The organism is Alteromonas sp. AO-Serp (assembly GCF_017849675.1).
GTDB classification, from domain to species: domain Bacteria; phylum Pseudomonadota; class Gammaproteobacteria; order Enterobacterales; family Alteromonadaceae; genus Alteromonas; species Alteromonas macleodii.
Map to the genome: position 1 here is coordinate 1 of NZ_JAFLMX010000323.1, position 18,309 is coordinate 18,309.

The following is an 18,309-nucleotide window of genomic DNA, read 5'->3' on the forward strand; positions in this document are numbered from 1 at the left end:
TACAAGTACTGGGAAACAAGCGAAATTGCCATGATCAATATAAATGGCATCCAGCTCCAATTGTTGTTTTCACCTACTGCTTTAAATACGCCATTAGGCTTGAAGAAAATATCGTTACACGCTTGAAAGGGGTTCGTTACATTGTGCATCCCTTGCTCCTATTTCGTTTTTCTTATTACTCTGGCTCTGGGTAAAGCCATGATCATTGTTAGCTTGCCAACAGGCAGGCAATAAATTGAGTTATAGATTACTGTTGGCTACAGATGTTGTACAGCACAACATCTTGATATTTGTAAGAGAAAATGAATGTATTGAAAGGTTATAAATAAAAAAAGGGAAGCGTTCGCTTCCCTTTACGTAATACTGCTGATTGCTGCTCTATCTTTGGTGATTTTCTATGTCCTCTCAAAACGCGCCGCAAGACCTTACAAATAAGTAATATTAAGCAGTGTCAAAACTATGGTGCTATACAACAGCGAAATAGGCAGTCCAATTTTTATAAAATGCGAAAACTTATAATTCGCCGCATTATAAACAAGCAAGTTGGTTTGATAGCCGAATGGTGAAATAAAACTGGCACTTGCTGCAAATGCTACCGCTAATGCAAATGGCATTAGCGGTGCGCCAATGATTTGCACTAACCCGTAGGCAAACGGGAACATTAACGCTGCAGCAGCGTTGTTGGTAACGAACTCTGTTAAAACCAGTGTTAGCAAGTAGATGACTAACAATGCTATGAACCAGTCAGTACCCGACAACACCGGCATAAGTGCCTCGGTGGTTATATTAATAACCCCTGAATTTTCTAATGCGGTTGCCAGGCTTAGCGCGCCTACAATCACAACAATCAAATTCAACGGTAAATTTCGTTTCATTTCGCCGTTTGACGTTACCCTTACGCCAATTAGCACAGCGGCTAAAAACAGCAGACCAATAGCCAGTGAAATGACATTAGTTGCAGCCAATAACACCGTGGAAAGGAAGCCGCCAAGGGTAATCCACTCTTGCTTGTTGGTTAGTGGGCGGGCGATTTTTTGCTCTGACAAAATAAAAAAGTTTTTATTTAAATTTTGACGAGTCGCAAAGTCTGGGCCTGTAGCTAAAAGTAAGAAGTCACCTGCTTGAAGCTTAATTTCTCCTAACTTGCCTGACAGCTGCTCTCCATCGCGGCGAATGGCTACAACAGCCGCATCAAACAGGGCTCTAAAGCCAAGTTTTTTAATGGTTTGCCCAATAACTTGAGCGCGATTGGCAACAACTACCTCGGTTAAGCTCTCACGCAATACCCCATCGGTCTCAGCAAACATGCTTAGCCCCTTTATGTGGCTAAGATTATCAAGCTTTTGAACGTTGCCAGAGAAGATCAGTTTGTCGTTTTCCAGAATGACCAGGTCAGGCCCAACAGGAGATATCAGGTTGCCATTGCGCACCACTTCTACCAAAAAGAGTTCTGGTAAGTTACGTAAATGGTTTTGTTCTACGGTTTTGCCTATGAGCTCTGAACCAGATTCCACTTCGGCTTCAACCATATACTCGTGATAGTTATTACTCTTATTGCCAATATGAGGTAGCAAAGGCAGTAACAAAAACATGAGAAGACCACAGCTTAAACCCGCTACGGTGCCATAAAGTGTGAAGTCAAAAAAGTTAAAGCCTGGATGCCCGTGCTCTTGCAAAAAGCTGTCTACGATTAGGTTGGTAGACGTACCGATTAAGGTGACCGTACCGCCTAAGATAGCTGCGTATGAGAGCGGGATCAGTAATCGAGAGGCAGGATGATATTGGTTTTGCTTAATTGGACCAATAAGACTTGCCACAATAGCAGTATTGTTCAAAAGCGCAGACGATAAAAAGGTCAGTGAAAACAAGCGCCAATAGGATTGAGTAAAGTTAGCACTTACTAGTTTCCTACCTAGGCGTTTTATTAACGCTGTTTTATCAATTGCACTGCTCACCAAAAGCAACAAAACAAGGGTAATAAGACCCTTGTTTGTTAAATTTAGCAAGATGTCATCAAGAGATAACTGCTGGGTAACCAGTAAAGCTAACACTGCACCAGAAAACACAGTGGAAGGGCGCTGATTGGTAAAGATCAGCGCGCATATCGTACCGGCAAATACTGCCAGTACGATGAACTGGGTCACATCCATATTGCTCCAGTCCTGCTTAAAGTTTACTGATATCCACAGAGTTCCAATGCGGGAAGTGCTTGCGTACTAGTGCATTGAATTCAAGCTCGAACTCAGAGAAGTTTGGTGATGTATGCTGTGCGTCACCCGCAATTTCGTCAATGATCATACCTGCACCAACGGTTCCGTTGGTCAAGCGATCTATGACGATGAATGAACCGGTAGGGCGGTTGCGCTTATACGGGTCGCAGGCAACAGGTTGAGTAAACTTAACATCTACTACACCAATCTCGTTAAGATTTAAGTGCATGGCATCCGTTTCTTCCAACGTGTTCACATCAATTTGATTATCGATATGAGCAACTACCCCTGGCGTTGATTTAGTCGCGAACTTAAACAAGTATTGCTTGTTTGGCATTAGCGGCTCTTCAGACATCCACACAAGGTGAGTTTTAAATTGCGTGTTAAGCAGTGGCAAGTTGTCTGATTTTACAATCATATCGCCACGAGAGATGTCAATTTCATCTTCTAGCGTTAACGTTACTGCTTGAGGTACATAAGCGCGCTCTTGGTCGCCTTCAAACGTAACGACTTGCTTCACCTTTGATTTCTTACCAGAAGGAAGTGCCGTTACTTCATCACCTGGTGCAACTTGGCCAGATACCACCGTACCCGCAAAGCCCCGGAAATCTAGGTTAGGGCGGTTAACGTATTGTACAGGGAAGCGAAAATCTTCTAGGTTGTCGTCTTCACCAATTTCAATGTTTTCCAACATTTCCATAAGTGGCGTGCCGTCAAACCATGGGGTCTTTTCGCTCTTGCCTACTACGTTGTCGCCTTCAAGTGCTGAAATAGGTACGAACTGAATGTCAGGAATATCAAGCTGCTCAGCAAACTTCAGGTAGTCTTCCTGAATTTGCTTGTACACTTCTTCTGAATAGTCCATCAAGTCCATTTTGTTGATAGCAACAATAACGTGTTTTATACCTAGAAGAGAAACCAGGAACGAGTGACGTTTCGTTTGTACCTTAACGCCGCCGCGAGCATCAACAAGAATAATAGCAAGGTCGCACGTTGACGCACCGGTTACCATGTTACGGGTGTACTGCTCGTGCCCCGGAGTATCTGCGATAATAAACTTACGCTTGTCAGTAGAGAAGTAGCGGTATGCTACGTCGATAGTAATCCCTTGCTCACGCTCAGACTGAAGACCGTCTACAAGAAGGGCAAGGTCAACTTTCTCGCCGGTAGTGCCCACTTTTTTACTGTCTTTAGTGATAGCTGCAAGTTGGTCTTCATAAATCATTTTAGAATCGTGAAGCAAGCGACCAATTAGGGTACTTTTACCGTCGTCTACGCTACCGCAGGTAAGGAAACGTAGCATGTCTTTCTTTTCGTGTTGTTCTAGGTAAGACAGAATGTCCTGTCTCAATAATTCGTTTTCATTGTTCATGTTATGCGCTCACAAGGAAAAAGGGGTTTAACACAGACTCTTTTTGGTTGTACGTAAGAGCGTCAGCGTTGTCATCTAATGGGTTTTCAGGGTCAAGTACGGTGACGTTTGCGCCTGCTGCGAGTGCGACTGCGTGCGCTGCACCTGTATCCCATTCAGATGTTGGGCCTAATCGAGGGTAAAGATGTGCTTCGCCCTCAGCCACCAAGCAAAGCTTCAGTGAGCTACCCATCGCCACAAGCTCGGTTTCACCGTTAAGCTGTGCCAATAAATTCTGTATTTCTGGGCTTTGGTGAGAACGACTACCTACCACTTTCCACACTTCGGCACCATCGTGCTTGCGCGCAGAAATAGCGGTAAATTCGCCATTTACTTCAGTCCACGCACCTTTACCAACAATACCTACATAGCTTTTGTTTAGTGCTGGCGCGTAAACCACACCCATGGTCGGTTTACCGTTTTCGATAAGTGCAATATTTACCGTAAACTCACCGTTTTTCTTAATAAACTCTTTAGTGCCGTCTAGCGGGTCTACCAGCCAGTATGACGACCACGTTTTGCGCTCTTCCCATGAAATATCTGCTGACTCTTCAGAAAGAATCGGCAGGTCAGATTCAGCTTCAAGGGCGTTAACGATTACGTTATGTGCGGCAAGGTCAGCTTCTGTTAGCGGGCTGGTATCCTGCTTTTCATAAATGGCGAAGTCTTTCTCGTAAATGGCCATTATCTTATCGCCAGCTTCTTTGGCGATAGCTAGCACTTTTTGTGCAAGACTATTTAAAGGCTGTGTCATTACACCAATCCCTTTTCTTGAAGCAAAGCATACAATCGCTCAGCGGTTTGCTCTGCTGGTTCATCCTGATAGGTTAAGTGTACTTCTGGCGCTTCAGGTGCTTCATAGGCTGAATCAATACCTGTGAAGTCCTTAATTTCACCGCTACGCGCTTTCTTGTATAGCCCTTTCGGGTCGCGTTTTTCACACACTTCAAGAGGTGTATCGATAAACACTTCTACAAACTCTCCGTCTTCCATTAAGCTGCGGCAATAATCGCGGTCGGCTTTGAAAGGCGAGATAAAAGCGGTAAGCACAATGGTACCGGCATCGACAAAAAGTTTAGCGACTTCGCTAATGCGGCGAATGTTTTCAACGCGATCTTTATCGCTGAAACCTAAATCGCCACACAGACCGTGGCGCACGTTGTCGCCGTCAAGCAGATAGGTGTGCTTGTTCTGCTCGTGAAGCTTTTTCTCAAGCAGGTTGGCTAATGTCGATTTACCAGAGCCGCTTAAACCCGTTAGCCAGAATACACGAGGCGTTTGACCAAGCTTTTCAGAGCGGGTGGTCTTGTTTACTTCGTGTTTATGCCAAACAACGTTGTCGGTGGCCATTAGAAGTACCCTTCCATTTTCTTCTTCTCCATAGAGCCTGCGCTGTCATGGTCGATAACTCGGCCCTGACGTTCAGACGTCTTGGTAAGCAGCATTTCTTGGATAACTTCAGGTAGGGTAGCTGCTTCTGATTCTACCGCACCGGTAAGTGGGTAACAGCCAAGAGTACGGAAACGCACAGAGCGCATCTCTGGTACTTCACCTTCTTCTAGCGGCATACGGTCGTCGTCAACCATAATAAGAACGCCGTCGCGCTCAACGACAGGGCGAGGCTTAGAAAGGTAAAGTTGTGGAATATCGATGTTTTCTAGGTAGATGTATTGCCAGATATCTAGCTCAGTCCAGTTAGACATTGGGAATACACGAATGCTTTCGCCTTTATTAACCTGAGAGTTATAAATATTCCAAAGCTCTGGACGCTGGTTTTTTGGGTCCCAGCGGTGGTTGCTGTCGCGGAATGAGTAAACACGTTCTTTGGCACGTGATTTTTCCTCGTCGCGTCGAGCGCCACCAAATGCAGCATCGAACTTATATTTGTTCAGTGCTTGCTTAAGTGCTTGGGTTTTCATGATGTCAGTATGTTTTGCTGAACCGTGGCTAAATGGGCCAACGCCAGCTTCAACACCTTCTTCATTGATGTGAACAAGCAAATCAAAACCGTGTTTCTTAGCTTGTTCGTCACGGAACTTAATCATTTCACCAAACTTCCACGTGGTATCTACGTGTAATAATGGAAAAGGAATTTTGCCGGGCGCGAACGCTTTACGGGCAAGGTGAAGCAGTACAGAAGAGTCTTTTCCTACAGAGTAAAGCATAACTGGGTTTTCAAACTCAGCAGCAACCTCACGGAAAATCTGGATACTCTCGGCTTCGAGTTGTTTCAAATGCGTTACAGACGGGATACTAGCAGTCATTTTGAAGTCCGAATTTTATGTTATATACAAAAAAGTTATATATGGGTTATTTTTCTGCATAGAACGATAACATATTTAATTTCAAAAGTAGTATGCGATTTTGCTATTTAAAATAGCTATCTTATTCCAATAAATAAAACTGTCATGCAATTGAAGCATAAGCCATTTTTTTCAAGGCCTATAAAAAGAAAAAAGCCCTGTTTAGTAACATAAACAGGGCTTGTTATTCACTTTCGTTGCGAATGAGTTATTTCGTATCGTTCGCTTACCTTTCAGTCAATTTGGTCTGGAAAGCGTCGAACGTATCAACCACACCTTCTCTTGGCGAGCCAGATTTACTTAAAATCATGATGGTTAAGCTAGATAAAATAAACCCAGGGACAATTTCGTACATCCAGTCACCAAGCTTTTGGCCGCCGATTTCAATAGGAAGATAAATCCACAGTAACACCGTCACTGCACCAACGATCATACCACCTAATGCAGCACGGCGAGTCATTTCACGCTTAAACAGGCTAAATAGTACAAGCGGTCCGAAGGCTGCACCAAAGCCAGCCCAAGCATTACTTACAAGCGTTAAAATGGTGCTGTCTCTATCATAAGCTAGATAGATTGCTACGAGCGCGACAACTACTACGCTGACTCGACCAGCAATAACGAGCTCGCCATCTGACGCATCACGTCTTAGGAAGGCTTGATAAAAGTCACTGGTTAGTGAACTTGAGGTTACCAACAGCTGAGAAGAAATAGTACTCATGATCGCCGCTAAAATCGCAGCGAGCAGGAAGCCACCGATGAGCGGGTGGAATAGAATTTGAGATAAATAGATGAAGACGGTTTCTGGATCGATTTCGTTTCCGTTACCTGTTACATAGGCAAGGCCGAAAAGCCCCGTCATTAACGCACCAATAATCGACACAATCATCCAACTCATACCGATATTGCGCGCAGTTGGTATATCTTTAACAGAACGTATCGCCATAAAACGCACAATGATATGAGGCTGACCAAAATAACCTAGGCCCCATGACATCAGTGAAACAATGCCTATTACGCTTAGTGCTTCATTGGTAGACGCATCCATAAATGCATCGAAAAGCGCCGGATTAATGGTATCTAAGGCGTCAATTGACGCGCCGATTCCACCCAACTCGCTAATAACAACGGCAGGTACCATAATGAGAGATACAAACATGATGCACCCCTGAACGAAGTCGGTCATGCTTACTGCCATGAAACCGCCTACGAGGGTATAAGCTACGACGACACCCGCGGTGACGTATAAGCCGGTCTCATAAGTTAATCCAAATGATGTCTCAAAGAGCTTTCCGCCAGCTACCACACCAGAAGAGGTGTAAAGCGTAAAGAAGACAACGATAACCACAGAGGCTATAACGCGCAATAAACGCGTGTTGTCAGCGAAGCGATTTTCAAAATAGTCGGGGAGGGTAATGGAGTTGTTGGCTACTTCAGTGTAAACGCGAAGGCGTGGAGCAACTAACATATAATTTGCCAGAGCACCGAGTGTCAAACCAACGGCAATCCAGCCAGCAGATAAGCCTGATACATACATTGCACCGGGTAAGCCCATGAGCATCCATCCGCTCATATCCGATGCACCTGCTGAAAGCGCGGTTACCGCGGGGCCTAGTTGGCGGCCGCCAAGCATATAGCCTTCTACGTTGGTGTCTGTCTGCCGATAAGCGAAAAGGCCTATCCCTAACATTACAACAAAATACAAACCCAACGAGATTATCGTGCCAGTAGCCATATAAATTCCCTATGTTTTTTCTTTCATGCTAACACCTATGACATAGAGTCTCTATGTCAGTCAGCGACCTTGCATGTTTTCTATACGGTAATTCGTAAATAAAGTTTGGCGAAAGGTTAAATTGGAAAAGATGCAACGCGCGCTCGACCTTCTCTTTTGGCTCTGTAGAGAAGCTCATCACACATCTTGATAATGGTGTCTAGGTTGGTTTCTCCGTTGACGTCTAACAGACCCGAAGAAAAGCTCACGGAAAACATTTCTTTTGTATTGCTCCAGTGTTTCTGGCGAGAAAGCGCGAAATTCAGCTCGTCCAGAATTCGCTTAGCAGACCTTTGGTCGGAGTCGGAAAAGTAAATCAAAAACTCTTCGCCGCCATATCGGCAGAGCTTGTCTGACTTACGAATTCGGTTTTTGATAATCTGCGTAAAGGTAGTCAACACTTCATCACCGACAACGTGGCCGTATTTGTCATTAATCTTTTTAAAGTTGTCGACATCAAGTAGAGCAATACAGGACGCTTTATTGCCTTTCAGTGCTTTTTTCAAACTGTTTAGCATAGCTCGTCGCGTGAGAGCACCGGTAAGTGAGTCACGCTCAGCTAGCAAGTCGCTCTGTCGTTTTGAAATCCATAGCCATAGTGCAAGAATGATGAGAATTGTGATAATCAACGCAAAAATGGTGGTTTTCATTGCTTCTTTGTCGGTAGAAAGGCCATCTTTTTCACTTCTGAGCACAGTGAGTTCTTTTTGTCGATATCGCGCTAACTCGATATCTTTCGCAATACCGTCGGTAAACGAAGAATTTGACAACTTGAATTGCTCAGTGTTTTTTTCAACAAGAAGCCTATTGTAGGTTTTCGAATGCTCATATGCTTTTTCGTAGTCACCCGAAGCATCGTAAAGCCTAGAAAGCTCCCGCTCTAACCTAAGCTTGATTTTTTCTTTAAAACCCGAATTTGGAATAGTAGCCAGAACGATATTGCGGTAACGCTGAAGGGAGTCTTGAAATTTAGCATCATCGTTCAATACCGCAGCGTAAAGTGCATCTGCGTAAGCTGAAAGCTCCTCAGTTCTTTGTTTTACCTCTGTGGTATCAAGCTGCCTGATTTGCGTCATGACTTCTTGCGCTAGCAGTTCATATCCTTCGCTTTTTTGAAACACTACTACACGAAGTCTTTGGACATACGTCAACAACTTTTCGTGCACTGACGTTACTGTGGACAAATGCTCTATTGCGTCGTTTGACATAGCCAATGCTTCTTCAAACTTATTTTGAATTAACAATGAATCGATGGCCGAGAAGTAGGCCCAAGTCTTTACCATGGTGTTGTTATCTTGCGTTTTACTTTCAATGATCTCTTTTGAGTGGAAAAATGCTCTGCTTGGAACGAAGAGTTCCAGGTAAGCACCTCTCAGCCAATCATGTGCAATTACGTTTGATAACGCATTTTCTAAGCTTTTGTCTGATGAGTATCGAGGAAGGTGCGGTAACGCATATTCGATTTCATTAATTGCTTGTATTGGGTTCGCAAGGGTGAGTTCCATCGCTAACCATATGCTAGCTATAGCAGTGGCTCGTCGACTCCCAGTTTCTAGCGCTTCTCGCTGTAAACGGCGCAGTTCAGGAACAGAAAAATTTACCCTATGGTCAGAGCCTTTAAAATCATTTACCGCTCTAGCATAAATGTAATATGCCTTCGCAGCAGCGAAAAGCTCAGGCTTAATTGTCTTAAGCTCTTGCCAATGCTTATCTAATAGAGGCTCTTTAACGAAAAGTGGGATTCTCGGCGAGTCAGCATCATTCGCAGTATAAGTGGCCAACAAGTGTCTAAATATCACGCCTTCACTTTGCGTGTCATTCTGCAAACCGGCGCTCGTTAACATAGCAATGATATTCTCATTGCTCACCTCGCTAGGTGTATTCCAATGATAAATTGCCGTTGCAGCTATATGACTATAATTATCAAGTTTTTTTAGTCTAAGTGCGTTGGGAATATCTATACTTTGAGCAAAGACAGTGAAACAAGCTATTGCAGGAATCAAAAGGCAAATCATTAGCCTTGTAAAACGAAACCAAGCGCTCATTGTGATGGAGACCTCTTTACTGCGGGTAAGTGAATGAAGTGATTAACTGAAATTAAAACGGACGTTTTAACCTTTAAGTCGGAGTATAAGTTTTATTGAGCAGGGTTTCATCTTAATTTTGGGCAAAAAAATCGGCCCATAGGGGGCCGACGAAGGGAAGTGCTAAAGATACGCACTTTTTTGGAACGCTTTACAGTTACATAACGTGTGTTAAGCAGAGAATTGAATCCTTTCTGACACCGCCTTTTTCATATCGCTTAAATCAGCATCTTTATCGCCAACAATCATTACATTGGCGTGTTTCATTTTAATGCTCTCTCCGTGGTACTGACCATCGGCAAACTCGCTTGGAACGGAGACATCTCCACGTTCAGGTACTACGAATACCGACATCTTGCCTTGCGGCGTATTCACAATCAGATGAAGGCTTCTAACTGTGCTCAAATGGCAATAGTTTGCGACCTCTACACCGTCGAGCATTTCGCTAAAGCTGCCACCAAAGCTTGCTAGCTTTGCGTTAACCATGTTCAAATCAACAGGAAGCAACGAATGAGCGTGTTCCATTTCTGCGTACTGCATATGGGCAAGTGCTTGTCCGCCAATACTAAGCGGTTGGTGGTACCACATGGTAAGTCCGATACCTACAGTGAAAGCAACCGATGCAGCCATGGCTAAATACCAACGACTTCTTCGTTTATAACGGGTGAATTCGTCTGCAGACTGCTGCCATATTAGCTTGCTTGCGAGATCCTCTGGTACATCGACTTTCAATGCTTGCTTTAATTGCTTATCTAACTGCTTTTGTTCATTCCAGAAACTGCGTTTACTTTCATCCGCTTTTGCCGCTTCTACAACATCACTGTCAGTCGTTTCTGGATCGGCGTAGATACGACGCCTAAATTCTAACTCATCCATTTACACGACCTCTCTGTTCATTTTGCTTCTCTAATGCCTCTTTTAGCTGATTCCTCGCTCTGAAAAGGCGAGTCATTACCGTGTTCTTGTTAAGCCCTAACTGGTTGGCGATCTCTTCGCCACTAAAACCGAAGATCAACTGGAGTATTAAGGGTTCACGATACTCCACACTCAATCCACCTAATAGTCGCTGAAGCTCTCTATCTTTCAAGTCCCCATCAGCATGCTGTGTGTCATCTTGAATATGGCAATCATCAATATCTACTGTGTCGAACTGTTTGCGTTCAAACCGACGGGCGTTTTCGCGGCGAAGAATGGTAATTAACCATGACTTTGCTGCTTTTTCATCATTTAGGGCGTCTAATGAGCGCCAAGCACGTAAAAAGGTTTCCTGAACAACATCTTCAGCAATGCTCTGGTCTTTGATAAGCCAAAATGCATAGCGGTAGATGTCGGCGTGAAATGCCTTTACTAATGCTTCATATCTTTGGTGTTTTGCTTTCATACCCGATAAGACCTGAGCACTATCGGATTTATTTCGCCCAAACATAAAAAAATCCAAAAACTTAATTTTTTCTCACTATGGCATAAAAAACGCGCCATTTCGTTAGCCGAAAGGCGCGTTTTCATTTTATTTCCAGTGATCAGAGCACCTAGTTCGAAAAACTAGGTACGTTTTTGGGAAGTAATCCAAGCATTAATGTTTTCTTCTAAAATAGAAAGTGGGACTGGACCGTACTTCAATACCTCGTCATGGAAGCCTTTCCAATCAAACTTGTCACCAAGTTCAGCTTGGGCATGCTCTCTAAGTTCCATAATTTTCAGTTTACCAATCATATAGGCCGTAGCCTGACCTGGCATAGCAATGTAGCGCTCAATGGCTTTTTGCGCGTCGTATTTAGGGTTTGGCGTATTTTCAACAAGGTAATCTACGGCTTCTTCACGCGTCCATTTTTTCGCATGAATACCCGTATCAACCACAAGTCTGCAAGCGCGCCAAAGTTCCATGGCTAGACGACCGAAATCAGAATAAGGGTCTTTATAAAAGCCCATATCTTTTGCAAGTTCTTCGGTATATAGGCCCCAACCTTCTGTGTATGCGGTAAAGCTCAAGAATTTCTGGAATTGAGGTACACCTTCTAGCTCTTGTGCAATAGCGCGCTGCATGTGATGACCTGGGATGCCTTCGTGATACGCCAGCGCCTCTAACTGATAAGTAGGCATTGCTTTCATGTCATAAAGGTTTGCGTAATAAATACCTGGGCGGCTGCCATCTTGCGCTGGGCTTTGATAAAACGCCTTGCCCGCAGACTGTTCGCGGAACGCTTCAACACGTTTAACAATCATTGGCGCTTCTGGAAGAATACCAAAGTATTCAGGAATCGCCTCTCGCATGTCGTCTATGGCGGTTTTCGCCATATCAAGGTATTGCTGTCTACCTTCATCTGTTGAAGGTAGATAGAATTGCTCGTCTTCACGCATGAAAACGAAAAACTCTTGAAGGGTGCCTTCAAATTTCACTTGTTTCATAATGTCGCGCATTGCATCGTGTATGCGCTCTACATTGTCTAAGCCAATTTGATGGACTTCTTCAGCGGTTAGGTCTGTAGTGGTAAACCAGTTTAGACGATTCTGATACCATTGATCACCATTGGGTAAGCGCCACACACCATCGCCTTCAGGCGTGATTTCCCTTTGATGAGCGAGTTCTTCAATAAACTTCTCGTATGACGGCATGACAGATGTTACCAAAGCGGCTTTCGCTTCACCTAATAACGTCGTTTTTTCAGCCTCTGTAACATCCAAGCTATTTACTTTATTTTGAAAATCTTCCCAGATAGTTGAAGGTATTTCGCTAGAATCAAATGGTGCGCCGGTGATCACGTTTTTTGACGCATCAATCATTTGATCGTAGGCCCATGCTGGGGGGAATACACCGGCTTTTTCGCGAACTTTCATTTGTTCGATAACTTGATCAAAGTACGTACGTACATTGTCTAGTCGTCCAATGTATGCCTTAGCGTCCTCTTTACTCTTTACGCTGTGAATGTTGATAAGGAAGCTAGGCACTTGTGTATGCGCGGCGCGGAACTGATGTACAATGTAACGGTGATGTCGAAATTCGTCGTTAGCTAAATCGCGCTCAATACCTAGTTTGTACAGGCGCAAGCTTAGCTGTTCCTGTTCACTTAACTGACTGGTGTCAAAACTATTAAGCTTTTCTAGTCGGTTTTTGGCGATGGCAATGCGAGCATCAGCTTCTTCGTCACTGATGTCATCCCATTTGTCATAGTCCCATTTTTTACCCAAGTAACTTTGAAATAATGGCGAACGCTTAAGATCTTCTTCAAAAGTACGTTCGAAGAACGCATTAAGGCGCTCTGATTCAGACTGCCCGGCTGGCTGTTCTGTTTTAATAGGTTCTGGCGCTGTTTTAGCGGTTTCACTTGCAGGAGAGCAAGCCGTAAGCGTGGTAATGGCCAACGCAATTGGCGTTAGCTTTACTAGTGTTTTCTTCATTATATTCCCCGTCGCGTTTAATTGATTATTTTTATAAGCTAAAGCTTCTAAGGTTAATAAGCCTTAAAGAGGACAATAAGGCTCAAAGGCTCGACTGTTTCTCGAACGCAATCATTTCTGCTACGAAGCCCTTGTCACAGTGATTTAGCTAATTGCAAGGGCTTTCATTACGCAAATTCTAGTGTATTGGCAAATGAAATGCGTTTTATGAAGCAGGATATAAGGCAGATAGCGTGTTATTGTTCCCTTCACTTTTTTGCTTCCATTCGCTGCGGGCAAGCTTAGCTTCATGTGAAAGTTTATCTAAAGCTTTCATGACCTGTTTAGATTGGGTGCTAGCGTCAGCTTTATTGGCTGAAAAGCGCAGTGCATAGAGCTCATTAACACTAGCGTTGATTCCTTCAAACTGCGAAAGTTGCGCTTTACCCGAAGTTAACGCGTTTACCCACTGCTTAAGAGCAGACGTAAGTAAACGTGTGTCCTTTGCCTTTATTACTGACATAAGGTTTTGAAACTGTGCTTTTTCATCCCACTGAGCATAAGAGTGGGGGCGCTGTGCAGAGCCGGTTTTGTTAGTGATCCCAGGTCCCATGAACTGAGCCTGTTTAAGCTTTCTGTAGGTAACTAACCATCCTGTAAGCGCTATGACGAACAGCACAAGTAGTGCACCAGTTACCATCCAATTAAGCTGGGTATTTTCGTTAGTATTGAATTCACCTGAAGCGCTGTCTAATGGTTCACCCTCTTTGCTAGCACTAGCGTTAGTCTGTGGTGCAGTTGACGGTATATCATTTTGAATATCTTCATTGCTTGCACTACTGATTGATGGAGTGTCTAATCTATTCGGAGTATTGGCATTATTTGCGCCGCTCGCTGGCGCTACCGTAATTGAACGAGCGGGAATAGTGGCATATTCAGTTTGCTGAGTAAGCGTATTAAACCAAGGGATAGTAATTTCAGGTAAGACAAAGTTACCAGGCTGCGTTGGAATGATCGCCAGCGACGTTTGGCGCTGTGAAATTAAGCTCTGGTCTTTTTCAACTGTCGTAGTATTAGATTGATCAGGGTACAGCTTAAAGTTTGGCGGATAAAACTCAGGAATATCAGGAAGCTGCTCTTCTACTACGCCCAATGCGGTTAGCGTAACAATACGGGTGACTGGTTCACCTGCTACAAAACTATCACCTTGTGGCCATTCTTCATCCACTCGCACCATTGCAGAAGGCAACCAAGGGTAATCTATCCCCTGAGGAATGGGCTTAATGTTCACCGTAATGTCGGGCCCAACCCGATTAATTTGCTGGGTGCGGTTGAAGAAGCCAAAACGTTGGTTAGTATTGGCAGCCATAACTTCGCCAGTGAAAATAGGGCCTCTTAGCGCAAATTCACCGGATGCTTGAGGCACAACAGCAAATTGACGCTCTATAATTTGATACCGTCTTCCATTTACTATATCTGTATACTGTTTATCTTCTCCTAGCTGGGTGATTTCCGCATTTTGCATTTCTGGCGCTTGTAGGCTGCCGCGCTCAATATTGCTAGAAAGAAACAGCTTAACCGTGTAAAGCAGCTGTTGATTTAAATAGGCCTCTTTTACGTCGATGTCAGTGGTAACAAAATAGTCTCGGGCGACATTACTTTGTTCTTGAACCGGAATAACTTTGACCTGAATAGGTTGGGTAGATTTTCCCTCAATGGTTAATGAAGGAATGGTAAACGTGCCTTCCTTACGAGGAAATAACGTAGTGGTCCAAACGGTGGTGCGCTTGGTGTCGAAATTGACAATTGAGGTTTGGCTACTTACTGATGTTCTTCCGACCACAAAGTCTTTAAGCAGGGGAGAGCTATCGAATGCATCTCTGTCCGCGCTGCCGTCTGCGGTAACCGTTAAGCGAATGGCTTCATCCAACATGACAGGGTTTCTATCAATGGTGGCTTCCAGCGAATGTACATCGGCATAAGCCGCCGTACTTAAGAGTAGGGTTAATAAAAAAACTATAAGTGTAGATTGTAATAAGGCTCTCATCTACCAATCACTCCGGTTTGAAGGCATACGTTGACGCTGACGTTTTTGTGCTTCTAATTGCATTTTTCGTTTTAGTAGGAATGCAGGATCGTCTGGCACGCGGCGCATTAAACTCTCCATTCGCTGCAGCTCTTCTTTTTCTGCGTCGGTAAGCTCGGTCTCTTGACCTTGCATTGCCTGTGCTTCCTGCTCTGCTTGTTGTTCGTCTTTTTGTGCTTGCGCGCTGTCTTGCTGTGCATCATCACCTTGGTCAGACTGCTCTTGTTCTGCATTTTGCTGCTGAGAGTCTGATGACTCGTTCTGACTGTTCATCTCGGAATCATCAGGCTGTTGTGAATTATCTCCGCCACTTTGCTGTTCATCGTTAGCTTGGCTTTGGTCAGACTGTTGACCCTCATTATTGTCTTGCTGACCATTCTGCTCGTTTGAACCTTCCTGATTGTCCTGGTCACCTGATTGCCTGTTGTTATCAGAGTTATCAGAATTATCAGAGTTATCAGAGCTATCTTGGCCATTATCCTGCGAGTCACTCTGTTCGCCATCATCGCCATTTTCGTTCTGGTTTTGATCCTGATTTTGCTGTTGCTGCTGCTTCAGCAAATCCTCGACAATCTTTTTGTTGGTTTTTGCATCGTCGAAATCCGGTGCTTCGCTTAACGCCTGATCATATTTCTTAATAGCGTCTTCAAGCTTACCGAGTTTTGCCAGTGCATTGCCTTGATTGTAAAGACTCTCGGGGCCAGGAATGTTTTTGAAGGCATTTAATGCACCTTCGTAGTCACCTGATTTATAAAGTGATGATGCTTTCCAAGTGTCGTCATTAAACTGATTAACGGCGTCTTTGTACTTGCCTCTTTGATAGCTGTTTAATGCTTCTTGGTTGTCATTCATAAATGGCGTTTGCCACCATGAGAGTGAATCAGGTTTATTTGCCATCTCTAGAGTATCTTCTGGTGCGCCTATGCTTTGTGACGAGCCAGCAATTTCTGAGGCTTGGGCACGTTGCAAAGCATGGGCGTTTTTAATCATAGAGGGGCTAAGTAAACCCACCAACACGATGAAAACTAACCCGCGTTTGAATGCAAAGGCGGCAAATGGAAGAAGTATAAGTAGCAAGTAAGGTCCAACTTCTTTCCACTGGTCTCCTTGTAAATTACTCTCTTCTTCGTTCTCTTCGCTGTCGCTTTTATCAAGCAGAGATACCGAGGCGAGGGCATCAATGTCGGTGTCGTTTGATGTAAAGGATTCAAAGCGTCCGCCGCTCGTTTTAACCACGCCTTTCACTGCGCCTTCGTTTAACTTGGGTATAACGATGCTGCCGGTGAAGTCTTTTAATAGCTCGCCGCTTTGCTGGCGGATAGGCGCGCCTTCAGATGTCCCAACGGTAAGTGCATTTACTGTAAAAGGAATAGAAGCCACATACTCTTGAAGCTCTTGTTGTTGTTCTAACTCTATTCCGTCAGTAATCCAGTAGATCATGCCTGAGTTATATCCGGCATTCGTGAGAAGCTCTGACGCACTCTCTATACCTAGGAGAGGGTCGCTGCCCGGAACGGGCATAATTTCCGGTGACAGGCTAGGGATTAGGGTTGTGATATTTCCTGCGTCTTCGGTTAAGGGGCTAATGACAAACGCATCGCCAGCGTAAGCAACCAAGCCCATTTCACCTTCACCAATAGCGTTGACTAGGTCTATCGCTTTATATTTAGCGCGAGTTAGCCTGTCTGGCGTCATATCGGTAGCGCGCATTGAAAGCGACATATCTATGACTATAACGTGTCCCATTTTCAACTGGTAAACCGGCTGCGGCAGGCGCTCCCATGTTGGGCCAGCGAGTGCTATCACACTTATAATCCACACAAGAGCAAGCATCCACATTGGAGGTTTTGCGCCCATTTCGTTTTTTCCAATCACCATGTATTGATATAGGTGAGAAGGGATCACAGATTGCCAGCCAGATTGCTTAGCCGTGGTTTTTCTAATTAAAAGCACAAGCAGCATCAGGGGAACGAGCGCGATAAACCATTCGGGGCGTAAAAAATGAAATTGGTTTAAGAAGTCGAATTCCATTACTTCGTCTCCCTATTTATTTGAGCTGCTTGTATTGAATCAGCTGAGTTCGGGGGTTGCTGGGACGAGTTAATTCGTCTTTGTGCGAACCAACGAAATGTTGATAAAAGAACCGTCAAGAATGCCCATAGTGCTGACAGTAATATTGCCGCACCAAGGGGATAGTAAAACAGTGCGCTCAATGGACGCATCTTACGCGTTTCACCTTCAATAGGCTCAAGCGCGTCAAGTTGTTGATAAATAGCTTGAAGTTCCTGGGCATTTCGAGCCCTAAAATATTGGCCGCCAGTGCTAGTCGCAATGTCGGTTAACATGCCTTCATCAAGTTCTTGCGATGGGTTTATTTGTCGGCTGCCGAAAAAGCTCTGGATCAGCATTTTATCTGCGCCCACACCTATAGTGTAAACCTTCACACCCTTACTAATTGCCAACTCTTTAGCCTGTTCGGGTGTAATATTCCCTGCAGTATTTTGCCCATCGGTAAGAAGAATTAAAACGTTATTAGACTCTTCCCGTTCGTCAAAGCGCTTCACTGCTAAACCTATCGCATCGCCAATAGCCGTCTGTTCGCCAACCAACCCAATGACAGCTTCACTCAGAAGTGTAGAAACCGTATCTCTGTCATAGGTAAGCGGCGCTTGAACGTACGCGGTATCGGCAAATAAGATAAGGCCAATTCTGTCGCCAACGCGACGCTGAATAAAGTCATAAACCACCGACTTAGTCATGGTTAAACGGTTAACTTGTCGGCCATTAAGCTGCATGTCATCTATCTTCATACTGCCAGATAAATCCACCGCTAACATCATTTCTCGACCTTCATTCGGTATGCTGACAGGCTCTCCTAACCATTGAGGGCGCGCGGCAGCCGTCACTAGCAGCAGCCATATCAAGCTACTTACCAACAGCGGTATTTTGGTTTGTTTCAACTGGATTTGCTCTTACACATCGCCAGGTAGTAAACTTGGTACCCGCAATGCAGCCATGGGCATGTGTTGTGCTTTTTTAGATAGCAGGCGTACGATTTTAGGCAAGGGG

General features: G+C 44.4%; 12 protein-coding genes and 2 pseudogenes. All 14 read right to left on the reverse strand.

Going from position 1 to position 18,309, the window contains the following annotated elements:
• Window positions 1-149: pseudogene (locus QVA83_RS22475) on the reverse strand (YIP1 family protein); the annotation flags it as partial.
• Between the two features lie 276 nt (window positions 150-425).
• Window positions 426-2,150 (reverse strand): SLC13 family permease, encoded by a 1,725-nt coding sequence (locus QVA83_RS20370; protein ID WP_014948794.1) that lies wholly within the window; start codon window positions 2,148-2,150, stop codon window positions 426-428.
• Between the two features lie 16 nt (window positions 2,151-2,166).
• Window positions 2,167-3,582 carry a sulfate adenylyltransferase subunit CysN gene (gene cysN / locus QVA83_RS20375; RefSeq protein WP_014948795.1) on the reverse strand — a complete coding sequence of 472 codons (1,416 nt, stop codon included), beginning with the start codon at window positions 3,580-3,582 and terminating at the stop codon, window positions 2,167-2,169.
• A gap of 1 nt (window position 3,583) precedes the next feature.
• Window positions 3,584-4,375: a 3'(2'),5'-bisphosphate nucleotidase CysQ gene (gene cysQ, locus QVA83_RS20380; RefSeq protein ID WP_156078084.1), complete on the reverse strand. Its 792-nt coding sequence runs from the start codon at window positions 4,373-4,375 to the stop codon at window positions 3,584-3,586.
• Window positions 4,375-4,971 (reverse strand): adenylyl-sulfate kinase, encoded by a 597-nt coding sequence (gene cysC, locus QVA83_RS20385; RefSeq protein WP_014948796.1) that lies wholly within the window; start codon window positions 4,969-4,971, stop codon window positions 4,375-4,377. The genes cysQ and cysC overlap by 1 nt, the downstream gene beginning before the upstream one ends.
• Window positions 4,971-5,885, reverse strand: a complete 915-nt coding sequence (gene cysD / locus QVA83_RS20390; protein ID WP_014948797.1) for a sulfate adenylyltransferase subunit CysD — start codon at window positions 5,883-5,885, stop codon at window positions 4,971-4,973. Before cysD ends, cysC begins: the two co-directional genes overlap by 1 nt.
• A gap of 265 nt (window positions 5,886-6,150) precedes the next feature.
• Window positions 6,151-7,656, reverse strand: coding sequence for a sodium/proline symporter PutP (gene putP, locus QVA83_RS20395; RefSeq protein ID WP_039227233.1), 1,506 nt, complete (start codon window positions 7,654-7,656; stop codon window positions 6,151-6,153).
• A 116-nt stretch (window positions 7,657-7,772) separates the two neighbouring features.
• Window positions 7,773-9,521: a GGDEF domain-containing protein gene (locus tag QVA83_RS20400; protein ID WP_231515013.1), complete on the reverse strand. Its 1,749-nt coding sequence runs from the start codon at window positions 9,519-9,521 to the stop codon at window positions 7,773-7,775.
• A gap of 429 nt (window positions 9,522-9,950) precedes the next feature.
• Window positions 9,951-10,655, reverse strand: a complete 705-nt coding sequence (locus QVA83_RS20405; protein ID WP_014948800.1) for a DUF3379 family protein — start codon at window positions 10,653-10,655, stop codon at window positions 9,951-9,953.
• On the reverse strand, window positions 10,648-11,205 hold the full coding sequence (locus QVA83_RS20410) for a sigma-70 family RNA polymerase sigma factor (protein ID WP_014976004.1): 558 nt from the start codon (window positions 11,203-11,205) through the stop codon (window positions 10,648-10,650). The genes QVA83_RS20405 and QVA83_RS20410 overlap by 8 nt, the downstream gene beginning before the upstream one ends.
• 116 nt (window positions 11,206-11,321) lie before the next feature.
• Window positions 11,322-13,175 (reverse strand): DUF885 domain-containing protein, encoded by a 1,854-nt coding sequence (locus QVA83_RS20415; RefSeq protein WP_156078085.1) that lies wholly within the window; start codon window positions 13,173-13,175, stop codon window positions 11,322-11,324.
• 205 nt (window positions 13,176-13,380) lie between these two features.
• A complete protein-coding gene (locus tag QVA83_RS20420) occupies window positions 13,381-15,201 on the reverse strand; it encodes a BatD family protein (RefSeq protein WP_287498893.1) in 1,821 nt (606 codons plus the stop codon).
• Window positions 15,202-17,271 carry a vWA domain-containing protein gene (locus tag QVA83_RS20425; RefSeq protein WP_287498894.1) on the reverse strand — a complete coding sequence of 690 codons (2,070 nt, stop codon included), beginning with the start codon at window positions 17,269-17,271 and terminating at the stop codon, window positions 15,202-15,204. It abuts the gene before it with no gap.
• A pseudogene (locus QVA83_RS20430) lies at window positions 17,271-18,309 on the reverse strand (vWA domain-containing protein); the annotation flags it as partial. The pseudogene QVA83_RS20430 and the gene QVA83_RS20425, both read right to left, overlap by 1 nt.